Source organism: Pseudomonas sp. GW821-FHT02C04, assembly GCF_059421845.1.
Map to the genome: position 1 here is coordinate 113,315 of NZ_JBWKVT010000008.1, position 16,645 is coordinate 129,959.

Genomic DNA, 16,645 nt, shown 5'->3' on the forward strand with positions numbered 1-16,645 from the left:
ATGAATGCTGAAGACTCCTTGAAACTTGCTCGCCGGTTTATCGGGTTGCCCCTGGAAAAGCGCCAGATGTTCCTCGCGGCCCTGCACAAGGAGGGCGTGGATTTCGCCCGTTTTCCGATTCCCCAAGGGGTCGAGGCCGATGATCGGCAGGCGCTGTCCTACGCGCAGCAGCGCATGTGGTTTCTCTGGCAGTTGGACCCGCACAGCGGCGCCTACAACTTGCCGGGCGCGGTGCGCCTGACGGGGCGCTTGAGCCTGGCTGCGCTCGAGGCGGCGTTCGCCAGCCTGGTGGCGCGTCACGAAACCCTGCGCACGGTGTTCCAGCGACAGGCCGACGACAGTCTGCTGCAAGTGCCGGCCGAAGCGCCGCTGGTGATCGAACACGTAGATTTCAGCGGTCTCGCCGCGCCCGAGCGCGAAGCCGCGGTAGCCGACGCCGCTCAGCAACAATCCTTGCAGCCGTTCGATCTGGCTGTCGGCCCGCTGCTGCGGGTCAAGTTGCTCAAGCTTGATGAGCAGGAACATGTGCTGCTGCTGACCCTGCACCACATCGTTTCCGATGGCTGGTCGATGAACGTGCTGATCGACGAATTCATCCGTTGCTATGACGCCCATGAGGCCGGGCAGTCGCCGCAACTGGCGCCGTTGCCGATCCAGTACAGCGACTACGCACTGTGGCAGCGCCGCTGGCTGGAAGCGGGCGAGCAGGCGCGGCAGCTGGAATACTGGCAGGCGCAACTGGGCAATGAGCACCCGGTGCTGGAACTGCCAACCGATCACCCGCGCCCGGCGATGCCGAGCTATCGCGGCACGCGCTACGAATTCACCATTGATGGCGCGCTGGCGGAACAACTGCGCAGCAGCGCCCAGCAGCACAACATCACCTTGTTCATGTTGCTGCTCGGCGCTTTCAACGCGTTGCTGCATCGCTACACCGGGCAGTCGGACATCCGCGTCGGCGTGCCGATCGCCAACCGCAACCGGGGTGAAATCGAAGGCCTGATCGGCTTCTTCGTCAACACCCAGGTTTTGCGTACCGAACTGGACGGACAGACCCGCGTCGGCGATCTGTTGCGCGCCGTCAAAGAGACCGCGCTCGGTGCCCAGGCTCATCAGGACTTGCCATTCGAACGGCTGGTCGAAGCGCTGAAACTGGAACGCAGCCTCAGCCACACGCCGCTGTTTCAGGTGATGTACAACCATCAGCCGCAAGTCGCCGACATCAGCACGGTGAGCACCGCTTCCGGGCTGGAGCTGGGCGTCATCGAATGGCAGGGTCGCACCACCCAGTTCGATCTGACCCTGGACACCTACGAGAAGGGCGGCAGGCTGCACGCCGCGCTGACCTACGCCAATGATCTGTTCGACCCGCAGACCATCACGCGCATGGCGCAGCACTGGCTGAATCTGTTGCGCGGCATGGTGCAGAACAGCAACCAGCGCATCAGCGATCTGCCGCTGCTGGAAGCGGCCGAATACCAACGCATGGTGTTCGACTGGAACAGCGTGGAGGCCGGCACTGCCGAGGTGTCGAGCATCCATCGCTTGATCGAACAACAGGTTGCTGCCCAGCCGGACGCGCTGGCCGTGACCTTTGGCGAGCAAGCCTTCACCTACGCCGAGATCGATGCGCGGGCCAATGCGCTGGCGCACAAACTGATCGAATGCGGCGTCGGCCCGGAAGTCCGGGTCGGCGTTGCCATGCAGCGTTCCGACAGTTTGCTGGTGGCGTTGCTGGCGGTGCTCAAGGCCGGTGGCGCTTATGTGCCGCTGGACCCGGATTATCCGGCGGATCGTGTTGCCTACATGCTTGAAGACAGCCGCGCGCTGGTGCTGCTGACCGAGCACGCCGTGGCCGAGACGCTCTCCGTCAGCGCCGACACCCAGGTGCTGTTGCTGGACCGGATCGCCGCAGAACTGGCGGCGTATCCGTCCAGTGCGCCCGTCACGGCGGTGACGCCGGACAACCTCGCCTACGTGATCTACACCTCGGGCTCCACCGGAAAACCGAAAGGCGTGGCCATCGCACACCGCAACGTGCAGGCCTTGATCGACTGGTCGCGCACGGTCTACAGCCGCGATGACATTCAAGGTGTGCTGGCGTCGACGTCGGTGTGCTTCGACCTGTCCGTGTGGGAGCTGTTTGTCACCCTCGCCAACGGCGGCTCGGTGATCATCGCGCGCAATGCCCTGGAGTTGCCGCAACTGCCGGCACGCGATCAGGTGCGGTTGATCAACACCGTGCCTTCGGCGATCAATGCCTTGCAGCGCGACGGTGCGATCCCGTCGAGCGTGCGCATCATCAACCTCGCGGGCGAGCCGCTGAAGCAAAGTCTGGTGGAGGCGCTGTACCAGCAGGCCAGCGTCGAACACGTCTACGACCTGTACGGCCCGTCGGAAGACACCACGTATTCGACCTGGACCCGTCGTGCAGCGGGCGGTACGCCGAGCATCGGTCGTCCACTGACCGGCACCGCCAGTTACCTGCTGGACGCCGATCTGCAACCAGTGCCGCAAGGCGCAGCTGCCGAACTGTATCTGGCGGGCGCCGGCATCACCCGTGGCTATCTGGGCCGCGCGGCGATGACCGCCGAGAAGTACGTGCCCAATCCATTCGCCAACAACGGCGAGCGTCTGTACCGCACCGGCGACCTGACCCGTTATCAGGCCGATGGCGCGCTGCAGTACGTCGGCCGGATCGACCATCAGGTGAAGGTGCGCGGTTTCCGTATCGAACTCGGCGAAATCGAAGCGCGGCTGTTGCAGCAAGAGGCCGTGCGCGAGCTGGCAGTGCTGGCTCAGGAAGGCGCCAGCGGCCAACAATTGGTGGCCTACATCGTGCCGATCGACGCGACCGTGCTGGCGGCGGATGCCGATGCCCAGGCAAGCCTGCGTGAAACCCTGAAAGCAGCGTTGCGCCAACATTTGCCGGACTACATGGTGCCGGCGTACCTGCTGTTCCTCGAACAACTGCCGCTGACGCCCAACGGCAAACTCGACCGCAAGGCGTTGCCGGCCGTCGATGGCAGCCAGCAACAACGCGAACACGTGGCGCCACGCAGCGCTCTGGAAAAAGCCCTGGCGGCGATCTGGCAGGACGTGTTGTCGATTGAAAACGTCGGCCTTGAAGACAACTTCTTTGAACTGGGCGGCGACTCCATCGTGTCGATGCAAGTGGTCAGCCGCGCCCGTCAGGCCGGGATCGTGCTGAGCCCCAAAGAACTGTTCCAGCACCAGACCATCCGCAGCCTCGCGCAGGTCGCCCGTCAGGGTCAGCAGACCCTGATCGACCAAGGCCCGGCCGTGGGTGCCGTGGCGCTGGCGCCGGTGCAGCAGTGGTTCTTCGAGCAAGACATTCCTCAACTTCAGCACTGGAACCAGTCGCTGTTGCTGACGGCGCAACAGCCTGTGGACGCTGGCGCACTGGATCGCGCGCTGAGCCAGTTGCTCACCCATCACGATGCGCTGCGCCTGCGCTACGAATCGACTGCCGAGGGTTGGCAGCAGGCGTATGCCGCGCCAACCGGCGAGTCGGTGTTGTGGCAGCGCAACGCGCAATCGCTGGAAGACCTCAAGGCCTTGTGCGATGAAGCCCAGCGCAGCCTGGACCTGAGCAACGGGCCATTGCTGCGTGCGATGCTGGTGGATCTGGCCGATGGCGGCCAGCGTTTACTGCTGGTCGCGCATCACCTGGTGATCGACGGCGTGTCGTGGCGCGTTTTGCTGGAAGACTTGCAAGCCGCTTACACCCAGTCCCTGAGCGGCGCGGCGAGTGCCTTGCCGGGCAAGACCAGTTCCTATCAGCAGTGGGTCGCTCGTCTGCAAGGGCATCTGCCGACTTTCGCTGAAAGCCTCGATTACTGGCAGGCGCAACTGCGTGACGCACCGCGTGCCGAACTGCCTTGCGAGCGTCCTGACGGCGCACTGGAAAACCGTTTCGAAGACAAGGTCGAGCTCAAGCTCAGCGCCGAGCAAACCCGCAAGTTGCTGCAACAGGCGCCGGCGGCCTATCGCACCCAAGTCAACGACCTGCTGCTGACTGCACTGGCCCGCGTGGTCTGCCGCTGGAGCGGTCAGGCCAGCACCCTGATTCAACTGGAAGGTCACGGGCGCGAAGACCTGTTCGATGACGTCGACCTGACCCGCACCCTCGGCTGGTTCACCAGCCTGTTCCCGGTCAATCTTCGCCCGGCGGACAACCTGGGCGCTTCGATCAAAGCCATCAAGGAACAACTGCGTGCCGTGCCGGACAAAGGTCTGAGCTACGGCGCACTGCGTTATCTGGCGGACGCGCAAACGGCGGCGTCGCTGAACAGCGACGTCAAACCGCGTATCACCTTCAACTACCTCGGCCAGTTCGACCGTCAGTTCGATGAGGCAGCCCTGTTTGTGCCGTCCGGTGAAGGTGGCGGTGATGCGCAGGATCCTTCGGCGCCGTTGGCCAACTGGCTGACGGTCGAAGGCCAGGTGTACGGCGGCGAGCTGGCGCTGAACTGGGGCTTCAGCCGTGAGATGTTCGACACGGCGACCGTGCAGCAACTGGCAGATCAATACGCCCTTGAACTCAACGCTTTGATCGACCATTGCTGTGCGCTCGAAGCGCCGCAAGCGACACCGTCGGACTTCCCGCTGGCGCGCTTGACGCAGGCGCAACTCGATGCGCTGCCGGTGCCGGCCGGTGAGCTGGACGATCTCTATCCGCTGTCGCCGATGCAGCAGGGTCTGCTGTTCCATACCCTGTACGAGCAAGCGGCGGGCGAGTACATCAACCAGATGCGCGTCGACGTTCAAGGCATCGATCCGCAACGTTTCCGCGATGCGTGGCAAGCCACCGTCGATGCTCAGGACATCCTGCGCAGCGGGTTTGTCTGGCAGGGCGAGCTGGCCGAGCCGGTGCAAATCGTCCACAAACAGGTGCAATTGCCGTTCACCGCGCTGGACTGGCGCTCCCGTGACGATCAGCCACAAGCCCTCGCGGCGCTGGCCGATGCCGAACGCCAACAAGGCTTCGACCTGACCTGCGCGCCGTTGCTGCGTCTGGTGCTGGTGCAGACCGGCGCCGAGCAGTGGCACCTGATCTACACCCATCACCACATCCTGATGGATGGCTGGAGCAACTCGCAGTTGCTCGGCGAAGTGTTGCAGCGTTACAGCGGGCAGATTCCGGCGAATGCCGGCGGACGCTACCGCGACTACATCGCCTGGCTGCAACGTCAGGACGCTCAACTCAGCGAAAACTTCTGGGGCGAGCAACTGGCCGCCCTGCAAGAGCCGACCCGTCTGGCCCGCGTGGCTTCGACCAGCGACAGCCAGAGCGGTCACGGCGATCACTTCCAGACCCTCGACGTGGCGCAAACCCGTGTGCTGGAAACCTTCGCCCGCCAGCAGAAAGTCACCGTCAACACCTTGATCCAGGCCGCGTGGCTGCTGTTGCTGCAACGCTACACCGGTCACGAAGCCGTGGCGTTCGGGGCCACGGTCGCCGGGCGTCCGGCGGACCTGCCGGGCATCGAGCAGCAAGTTGGACTGTTCATCAACACTTTGCCGGTGATTGGCGCGCCGCGTCCCGATCAAAGCGTGGGCCACTGGCTGCAAGCCGTGCAGGGGCAAAGCCTCGGCCTGCGCGATTTCGAGCACACGCCGCTGGCGGACATTCAGCGTTGGGCCGGGCAGGGCGGTGAAGCGCTGTTCGACAACATCCTGGTGTTCGAAAACTACCCGATTGCCCAGGCCCTGAAACAAGGCGCCGATCAGGGCGTGGTGTTCGGCGAAGTCGCCAACCTGGAACAGACCCACTATGCGTTGAGCGTTGCCGTCACCCTCGGCGAACAACTGGCGCTGCACTACAGTTTCGATCGCGGCCATTTCGCTGGCGCTGCCATCGAAGGCATCAGCGCGCACCTGCTGCAATTGCTTGAGCAGTTTGCCGTGTCCGCCGAGCGCAGCCTCGGTGAAATCGCCCTGGCCGACGCTGGCGAACACGCCCGTCAACAGGCCGATAACCATCCGCAGCCATACCCGGTGGACGTCGCTGTGCACCAGCGGATCAGCGCCCTGGCCGCCGAGCGTCCGCAGCGCACGGCGGTGATTTTCAACGGCCAGCACTTCAGTTATGGCGAGATCGATCAGCGCGCCAATCAACTGGCCCACGCGCTGATTGCCCGCGGTGTCGGCGCCGAAACCCGAGTCGGTGTGGCCTTGCCGCGCAGCGAAGCGGTGATCGTTGCCTTGCTGGCCGTGCTCAAGGCGGGCGGTGCCTATGTGCCGCTGGACACCAGTTATCCGCGCGAGCGTCTGGCGTACCTGATCGAGGATTCGGGGCTGGCGTTGCTGATCAGCGATTCGTCGGTGTCGGCGCAATTGCCGGTCGCCGAATCGGTGCCGGTGCTGGAACTGGATCGCCTCGACTTGCGCGAGTGGCCGATCAAGGCACCGCAGGTGCAGCTCGATCCGGACAACCTTGCCTACGTGATCTACACCTCCGGTTCCACCGGAAATCCGAAAGGCGTCAGCGTTGCCCACGGCCCGTTGGCGATGCACTGCCAGGCCATCGGTCAGCGCTATGAAATGCGTGACAGCGACTGCGAATTCCACTTCATGTCGTTCGCCTTCGACGGTGCCCACGAGCGCTGGCTGACCAGCCTGACCCACGGCGCCTCGCTGCTGATCCGCGACGACACGCTGTGGACCCCTGAGCAGACTTACAACGCAATGCGCGAACACGGCGTGACCGTGGTCGCGTTCCCGCCGGTTTACTTGCAACAACTGGCCGAACACGCCGAGCGCGAGGGCAACCCACCCAAGGTGCGCATCTACTGCTTCGGCGGTGACGCGGTGCCGAGCGCCAGTTTCGAACGGGTCAAACGCGCCCTCGATCCGGACTACATCATCAACGGTTACGGGCCGACCGAAACCGTGGTCACGCCGCTGATCTGGAAGGCCGGTCGCGAAGTGCCGTGCGGTGCGGCCTATGCGCCGATCGGCAGCCGTATCGGCGATCGCAGCGCCTATGTGCTCGACGCCGATCTGAACCTGTTGCCGCAAGGCATGGCTGGCGAGTTGTACCTCGGCGGCACGGGCCTGGCGCGTGGTTACCTCAACCGTCCGGGGCTGACGGCCGAGCGTTTCGTCGCGGATCCGTTCAGCCACACCGGTGGTTTGCTGTACCGCACCGGCGACCTGGTGCGCCAGCGCGCCGACGGCACCTTCGACTACCTGGATCGCATCGACAATCAGGTGAAGATTCGTGGTTTCCGGATCGAGCTGGGGGAAATTGAAGCCTGCCTGCAAGCCCTCGACGGCGTGCGGGAAGCAGTGGTCGTGGCCCAGGAAGGCAGCGCCGGCAGCGGCAAGCGTCTGGTGGCCTACGTGGTCGGTGATTCGGCGCGCGAGGATTTCGCCGAAGACCTGCGCGAGCAACTCAAAGCCACACTGCCGGCGCACATGGTGCCGGCCTATGTGCTGCGTCTGGAGCGCATGCCGCTGACACCGAACGGCAAACTTGATCGCAAGAACCTGCCGAAGCCGGATGTCAGCCAACTGCAACAAGCCTACGTCGCTCCGCAAACCGCACTGGAGCAACAACTGGCGACGATCTGGCAGGACGTGCTGAAACTTCAGCAGGTCGGTGTCAGCGACAACTTCTTCGAACTGGGTGGCGATTCGATCATCTCGATCCAGGTGGTCAGCCGTGCGCGGCAAGCCGGAATCCGCTTCACGCCGAAAGACCTGTTCCAGCACCAGACCATCGCTGCACTGGCGGTGGTGGCCAAGGTCGGCGAGCAGGCGCAAGCCATCGATCAGGGCCCGGTGACCGGTGTGCTGCCGTTGCTGGCGGTGCAACAGGCCTTCTTCGAACAGGACATCCCTGAGCGTCACCACTGGAACCAGGCGGTGATGCTCAAGCCGACTCAGCCGTTGCAAGCAGCGGCACTGGAGCAGGCGCTGGAATCGCTGGTCGCGCACCACGATGGTTTGCGCCTGAGCTTCGTCGAGCAGGCCGATGGCTGGCACGCCGAGTACCGTGGCGTCGACAGCCGCCACGATGCTCTGTTGTGGAGTATCGATGTGGCCGATGCCGCCGCGCTGGAAGCGGTGGCCAACGAGGCGCAACGCAGCCTCGACCTGCAAGCCGGGCCGCTGCTGCGTGCAGTGCTGGCGAACCTCGACGACGGCAGCCAGCGGTTGCTGCTGGCGATCCATCACCTGGTGGTGGACGGCGTGTCGTGGCGGATTCTGTTCGATGATCTGCAAAGCGCATACCGGCAGATCGCAGCGGGTGAGCCCCTGCAATTGCCGGCCAAAACCAGCGCCGCCAAGGCCTGGGCCGAGCACCTGCAAACCTACGCCCGCAGCAGCGAGCTGCGTTCCGAACTGACGTACTGGCAGGAGCAGCTTCAGAGTGCCGATGTCGCGCTGCCGCTGGACAACGCCGACGGTCGCCTGCAAAACCGTCACGCGCTGACCGTGCGCACCCGTCTGGACAAGGCCCTGACCCGTCAGTTGCTGCAGGACGCTCCGGCGGCCTACCGCACCCAGGTCAATGACTTGCTGCTAACTGCACTGGCCCGCGTGATGGTGCGCTGGACCGGCGCCGACAGCGCGTTGATTCAACTCGAAGGCCATGGCCGTGAAGAGCTGTTCGACAGCGTCGACCTGACCCGCACCGTGGGCTGGTTCACCACGGTGTACCCGGCCAAACTGACGCCGGCTGCAGAGCTGGGCGCGTCGCTGAAACAGATCAAGGAACAACTGCGCGCGATCCCTAACAAGGGCATCGGTTTCGGTGCGCTGGCGTATCTGGGCGAGGACGCCGATCGCGCCTCTCTCGCGCAGCTGCCGGTTCCGCGCCTGACCTTCAACTACCTGGGCCAGTTCGATGGCAGCTTCGACGCAGCCGACGGCGCGCTGTTCGTGCCATCCAGCGAAGCGGCGGGCGATGAACTGAATGCCAATGCGCCGCTGGCCAACCAGTTGGCGCTCAACGGCCAGGTGTATGGCGGCGAACTGAACCTGGGCTGGACGTTCAGCCACGAGATGTTCGATGAGGCAACGATTCAGCGTCTGGCCGATGATTACGCCCAGGAGCTGCAAGCGCTGATCGCGCATTGCTGCCAGGCCGATCATCACGGTGTCACGCCGTCGGACTTCCCGCTGGCGCGCTTGAGCCAGGCTCAACTGGACGGCTTGCCGCTGGCGCCACAGCTGATCGAAGACGTTTATCCGCTGTCGCCGATGCAGCAGGGCATGCTGTTCCACGCGGTGTATGAAGAGTCCACCGGCAACTACATCAACCAGATGCGCCTGGACGTCGAAGGCCTCGACCCCGAGCGTTTCCATCAGGCCTGGCAGGCCGCCGTCGATGCGCACGACATTCTGCGTACGCGGTTCGTCTGGCAGGGTGAGCTGGATGCGCCGGTGCAAGTGGTCAGCAAGCACGCGCAAATGCCTTACAGCCTGCACGACTGGCGCGCGCAGCCGCATCGGGAAGACGCGTTGCAGACCCTGGCCGACGCCGAGCGTCAGAGCCTCGACCTGAACGCCTCGACGCTGTTGCGTCTGGTGATCGTACGCATCGATGATCAGCGTCATCACTTGATCTACACCAACCACCACATCCTGATGGATGGCTGGAGCAACTCGCAGTTGCTCGGCGAAGTGCTGCAGCGCTACAGCGGCAAGTTCAGCGCGGCACACGCAGGTCGCTACGGCGATTACATCGGTTGGTTGCAGCGTCAGGACGCGGCGGCAAGTGAAGCGTTCTGGCTGCCGGCGTTGCGCACGCTGGACGAGCCGACGCGCCTGGCTCATGCCATCGCCCGGCCGAAAGATGCGCCGGCGGTGCAAGGCTACGGCGACCATTATCGCGTGCTGGACGGCGAGCAGACCGCTCGCCTGGGTGAGTTCGCCCGCGCTTCCAAAGTCACCGTCAACACCCTCGTTCAAGCTGCATGGCTGCTGGTGCTGCAACGCTACACCGGCAAGGCCAGCGTCGCGTTCGGTGCCACCGTGGCGGGGCGTCCGGCGGACTTGCCGGGAGTCGAGCAACAGATCGGTCTGTTCATCAACACCTTGCCGGTGATCGCCAGCCCACGGCCCGAGCAATCGCTCGGCAGCTGGCTGCAAGCGGTGCAGGCGCAAAACCTCGCGCTGCGCGAGTTCGAACACACCGCGCTGTTCGATATCCAGCGCTGGGCCGGGCAGGGCGGCGAAGCGCTGTTCGACAACATTCTGGTGTTCGAGAACTACCCGATTGCCCAGGCGCTGGAGCAGGGCGCACCGCAAGGTCTGCGCTTCGGCCCGGTGGCCAACCACGAACAGACCAACTACCCGCTGACCCTGGGCGTAAGCCTGGAAGGCACGCTGGAAGTGCATTACAGCTTTGACCGCGAGCACTTTGCCGACGCCACCGTCGAGCAACTGGGCGCTCAGTTGAACCACGTGCTGATGCAGATGGCCGGCGGTTCCGATCAACGTTGCCTGGGCGACCTGCAACTGCTCGACGCGGCTGCACGGGAACTGGCGCTCAATGATTGGGGCTATTGCGCCGGGCACTACCCAAGTGCGCTGCACGTGCATCAATTGTTCGAACAGCAGGTGCAACGGGCGCCGGATCAGGTTGCGCTGTACTTTGCCGATCAGCGTCTGACCTACGCTGAACTCAACCAGCAGGCCAATCGTCTGGCGCACACCTTGCGTCAACGCGGCGTTGGTCCTGACGTACTGGTGGGGATCGCTGTCGAGCGTTCGCTGGAGATGATTGTCAGCCTGCTGGCGGTACTCAAGGCCGGCGGTGCGTATGTGCCGCTGGACCCGCAATACCCGAGTGATCGCCTGACCTGCATGATCGAAGACAGCGGCCTGCTGCTGTTGCTGAGCCAGAGCCATCTGCTGGAGCGTCTGCCGCAGGTCGCAGGCGTCGAGGTGCTGTGTGTTGATCGTCAACCAGAGCAGCTCGAAAGCGCTGATCTGCCGAACTTGACCCTGGCCGATAACCTCGCCTACGTGATGTTCACCTCGGGCTCCACCGGACGTCCGAAAGGCGTGGGGATCAATCAGGCCTCGCTGACCAAGCACGCCTACGTGACCGTGGACCTGATGGCGTTGACCGCGCAGGACTGCGTGCTGCAATTCTCGACGTTCAACTTCGACGGTTTCGTCGAGCAGCTGTATCCGGCGCTGATCACCGGTGCTTCGGTCGTGCTGCGTGGCACCGAGATCTGGGACAGCGAAACCTTGTACAGCGAGATGCTCGACAAACGCATCAGCGTGATCGACCTGACCACCGCTTACTGGGGCATGCTGGCCAAGGACTTCGCCGAAGTCGGCCCGCGTGACTACGGCGTGTTGCGCCAGGTGCATGCCGGCGGTGAAGCGATGCCGCCCGAAGGCATGGCGGCCTGGAACAAGGCCGGTCTGGCCCACGTTCGTTTGCTCAACACCTACGGCCCGACCGAAGCCACCGTGACCGCCACGTCGCTGGATTGCGGCGACTACGTGACCGGTGCCGAGCCGACGCCATCGACCTTGCCGATCGGTTCGGCGTTGCCGGGCCGTTCCATTTACCTGCTGGACATCGCCGGCCAACCGGTGCCGGTCGGCGCGGTGGGCGAGCTGATGATCGGCGGCGAATTGCTCGCTCGCGGTTATTTCAACCGTCCGGATCTGAGCGCCGAGCGCTTCATGCCGGATCCGTTCTCGGTGCAGCCGGGCGCACGTCTGTATCGCACCGGTGACCTGGCGCGGTTCCGTGCCGACGGGGTGATCGAGTACATCGGTCGTGTCGACCATCAGGTGAAGATTCGCGGTTTCCGTATCGAACTCGGTGAAATCGAAGCGCGTCTGCTGGATTCCCAGAGCGTCCGTGAAACGCTGGTGATGGCGGTGGCCGGGCCAAGCGGTCAGCAACTGGTGGCCTACGTGGTGCCGACCGACGCCGAGTCGGTCATGGCCGACAGCGATCTGCAAAGCGAACTGCGCCGTGCATTGCGCGAGCAGCTTCAGCAAACCTTGCCTGACTACATGGTGCCGACGCACCTGTTGTTCCTGGCGAAAATGCCGCTGTCGCCCAACGGCAAACTCGATCGTCATGCGTTGCCGAAACCCGATGCGGCGCAGGCGCAGCAGGATTACCTGGCGGCCGCCAATGCCGCCGAGCAAACGCTGGTGGACATCTGGCAAGCGGTGCTGGGCCTGGCGCAAATCGGTGTGACCGACAACTTCTTCGAACTGGGCGGTGACTCGATCGTCTCGATTCAAGTGGTCAGCCGCGCCCGTCAGGCGGGTATTCATTTCAGTCCGAAAGACCTGTTCCAGCACCAGACCATTCAAGGTCTGGCCAGTGTCGCGCGGGTCGGCGAGGGCGGTTTTGTCATCGACCAGTCGCCGGTCACCGGTGCGTCGCTGTTGCTGCCGGCGCAGTTGCAGTTCTTCGAAGAAGGCGTCGCCGAGCCGCATCACTGGAACCAGTCGGTGCTGCTCAACACCTCGCAGACCCTGGACGCCGGGCATCTGAAGGCCGCCCTCGACGCGTTGGTCGAACACCACGATGCATTGCGCTTGTCGTTTGCGTCTGTCGACGGTCAATGGACCGCACAACACCGGGCGGTCGGCGAGCAGCCGGATGATCTGCTGTGGCAAACCCAGGTTGCAGACGCCGCTGAACTTGAAGCGTTGGGCCTTGAAGCGCAGCGCAGCCTCGCCCTCGGCGGGCCGTTGTTGCGCGCCGTGCTCGCGACCCTGGCGGACGGTACTCAGCGGCTGTTGCTGGTGATTCATCACCTGGTGGTCGACGGCGTTTCGTGGCGTGTTCTGCTGGAAGACCTGCAAGGGCTTTACCAGCAAATCAGCAACGCTCAGCCGGTAAAACTGCCGGCCCGGACCAGCGCGTTCAAAACCTGGGCCGAGCGCCTGCACGCTTATGCGAGCAGCGAAACGCTGCTGGCCGAGCAACCTTACTGGCTCGAACAGCTGCAAAACGTGTCCAGCCAGTTGCCGGTGGATCACGCCGACGGCAGCTTGCAGAGCCGTCATGAACAGACGGTGCAGACCCGACTCGGCGCAGAGCTGACCCGGCAATTGCTACAAGACGCGCCAGCGGCCTATCGCACCCAGGTCAACGACCTGTTGCTGACCGCACTGGCACGGGTGATCAGCCGTTGGACCGGTGAGGATTCGACGCTGATTCAGCTCGAAGGCCATGGCCGCGAAGACCTGTTCGCCGACATCGACCTGAGCCGCAGCGTTGGTTGGTTCACCAGCCTGTTCCCGGTCAAGCTGACTGCCAGCGCAGAACTCGGCGCATCGCTCAAAGCGGTGAAGGAACAACTGCGCGCCATCCCGAACAAAGGCATCGGCTTCGGTGTACTGCGTTATCTGGGCAGCGACGCGGTCCGCGAATCCCTGCGTGCTTTGCCGCAACCGGCGATCACCTTCAACTACCTCGGGCAGTTCGACAGCAGCTTCGATGCTGGGCAGGCCGCTCTGTTTACGCCATCCAGTGAAGCACGCGGTGCCGAGCAGAGCCTGGACGCCTTGCTCAGCAGTCCGTTGACCCTCAACGGCGGCATTTACGGTGGGGAATTCAGCCTCGGCTGGACCTTCAGTGAGCGCATGTTCGAGCGCGGCACCGTTCAAGCCCTGGCCGACGATTACGCGCAGGAACTGGCGGCGCTGATCGAACATTGCTGCCGCGACGGCGTGCACGGTGTGACACCGTCGGACTTCCCGCTGGCACCGCTGAGCCAGACACAACTCGATGGGTTGCCGCTGCCGGCGTCGTTGATCGAAGACATCTACCCGCTGTCGCCGATGCAGCAAGGCATGCTGTTCCACACGCTGTACGAGGAAGAGGCGGGTGATTACATCAACCAGACCCGGGCCGATGTGCAGGGCCTGGATGTCGAGCGCTTCCGTGCCGCCTGGCAGGCGGCGTTGCAGGCGCACGACGTGCTGCGCAGCGGTTTCCTGTGGCAGGGCGAGCGCCCGGTGCAGGTGGTGCACAAACAGGTCGAACTGCCGTTCAGCGTGCAGGACTGGCGTGGTCGCCGTGACTATCAGGCCGACCTCGACGCACTGGCTGCGCAGGAGCGCAAACAGGGCTTCGAGCTGACTGCCGCGCCGTTGCTGCGCCTGTGTCTGGTGCGCATCGACGATGACACCTATCACCTGATCTACACCAACCATCACATTCTGATGGATGGCTGGGGCAACTCGCAGTTGATGGGCGAAGTGCTGCACCGCTACAGCGGTCAGCCGCTGGCGCAATCGGTGGGGCGTTATCGAGACTACATCGCCTGGCTGCAACGTCAGGACGGCAACGTCAGCGAGTCCTTCTGGAAAACCCAGTTGGCCGACCTGCAAGAGCCGACCCGCCTGACCCAGGCCATCGCCCGTCGTGATGACCTGATGGACGTCGCAGGGTATGCCGATCATCAGCGCGTCATGAATGCCGCTGCCACCCGGCAACTGGCCGAGTTCGCCCGCGAACAGAAAGTCACCCTCAACACCCTGGTGCAAGCGGCGTGGCTGCTGTTGCTGCAACGCTACAGCGGTCAGGACACAGTCGCGTTCGGTGCGACGGTGGCCGGACGCCCGGCGGATCTCAAAGGCATCGAGCAGCAGATCGGGCTGTTCATCAACACCCTGCCGGTGATTGGCACCCCGCGTGCCGAGCAGAGTGTCGGCCAGTGGCTGCACACCGTGCAGACGCAAAACCTGAGCCTGCGCGAGCACGAACACACGCCGCTGTTCGAGATCCAGCGCTGGGCCGGCAAGGGCGGCGATGCCCTGTTCGACAGCATTCTGGTGTTCGAGAACTACCCGGTATCGGAGGCCATGCAACAGGGTGCGCCGGCCGGATTGCGCTTCACCGACGTCACCAACCACGAGCAGACCAACTACCCGTTGACCCTTGCCGTGAGCATGGGCGACACCCTGTCGTTGCACTTCAGCTATGGCCGTGCGCATTTTGCCGAAGTCGACATTGCGCGACTGGGCGAACACTTGCACAACCTGCTGACGCAGATGATGCAGGGCGGCGCTCTGGCGTTGGGCCAACTGGAATTGCTCTCCAGCGACGAGCAACAGCAGCAGGTCGAACAATGGAACGCGACTGCCACCGAGTACCCGCTGTCGCGCAGCGTGCATTCGCTGATTGAGGATCAGGTGCGCGCCACACCGGACGCTCTGGCGTTGGTGTTTGGTGAACAACGTCTGACCTATGCCCAACTCAACGCTCGCGCCAACCAGTTGGCAGCGGTATTGATCGAAAACGGTGTCGGCCCGGAAGTGCTGGTCGGGATCTCGGTCGAGCGTTCGCTGGAAATGGTTGTCGGCCTGCTGGCGATTCTCAAGGCGGGCGGTGCGTACCTGCCGCTGGATCCGGAGTACCCGCAGGATCGTCTGGCCTACATGTTCGAGGACAGCGGGATTGCCTTGCTGCTGACCCAAAGCCATCTGCTGGCGCAACTGCCGGTTCCGGCGGGGCTGCGCAGTCTGGTGCTCGATCAGGACGGTGACTGGCTGGAAGGTCGCAGCGAGGCCAACCCGGAGCTGAACATCGATCCGGAAAACCTCGCCTACGTGATCTACACCTCCGGCTCGACCGGCAAACCGAAAGGTGCGGGCAACCGTCATTCGGCGCTGGTCAACCGCTTGTGCTGGATGCAACAGGCCTATCAGCTGACGGCTGACGACAGCGTGCTGCAAAAGACCCCGTTCAGCTTCGACGTGTCGGTGTGGGAGTTCTTCTGGCCGTTGATGACTGGTTCATCGCTGGTGGTGGCGGCTCCGGGCGCGCACCGTGATCCGGCGCAGTTGATTCAGGTGATCACCGAACAGCGCATCACCACGCTGCACTTCGTGCCGTCGATGTTGCAGGCGTTCTTGCAAGACCCGGCGGTGGCCGAGTGCACCAGCCTGACCCGGATCGTGTGCAGCGGTGAAGCGTTGCAAGTCGATGCCCAACAGCAGGTGTTCGCCAAACTGCCGAACGCCGGGTTGTTCAACCTCTACGGCCCGACCGAAGCGGCGATCGACGTCACCCACTGGACCTGCCGCGACGAAGGTCGTGACAGCGTGCCGATCGGTCAGCCGATTGCGAATCTGAGCACCTACATCCTCGACAACAGCCTGGCGCCGCTGCCGGTCGGTGTGATCGGCGAACTGTACCTGGGCGGCGAAGGCCTGGCCCGTGGTTACCACCGTCGTCCGGCGTTGACGGCTGAGCGTTTCGTCACCAGTCCGTTCGGTGACGGCCAGCGTCTGTACCGCACCGGTGACCTGGCGCGTTATCGCGCCGACGGTGTGATCGAGTACGCCGGGCGCATGGACCATCAGGTGAAGATCCGCGGTCTGCGTATCGAACTCGGCGAAATCGAAGCGCGCCTGGCCGAACACGATGAGGTGCGCGAGACCGTGGTCATCGCTCAGGACGGTTCGTTGCTGGTGGGTTATGTGGTGCCAAACGACACGAGTCTGGTGGAGGCCGACGAGGCCAGCCGCAGCGAACTGTTCCAGCGCCTTAAAGAACACCTCGCCCGGAACGTTCCTGACTATATGGTTCCGCTGCACTGGGTGCTGCTGGCGAAAATGCCGGTCAGCCCGAACGGCAAACTCGAACGCAAGGCACTGCCCAAGTTCGATG

1 protein-coding gene (only partly in view) is annotated in these 16,645 nt (G+C 63.9%); it reads left to right on the plus strand.

The window, feature by feature from the left end:
- Positions 1-16,645, plus strand: partial view of a non-ribosomal peptide synthase/polyketide synthase gene (locus AC07VV_RS24910; protein WP_495037749.1) — the 5' portion only. The gene runs 320 nt beyond the window's last position; 16,645 of the gene's 16,965 nt are visible here — the first part of the coding sequence; it begins with the start codon at positions 1-3; its stop codon lies off the right edge, out of view.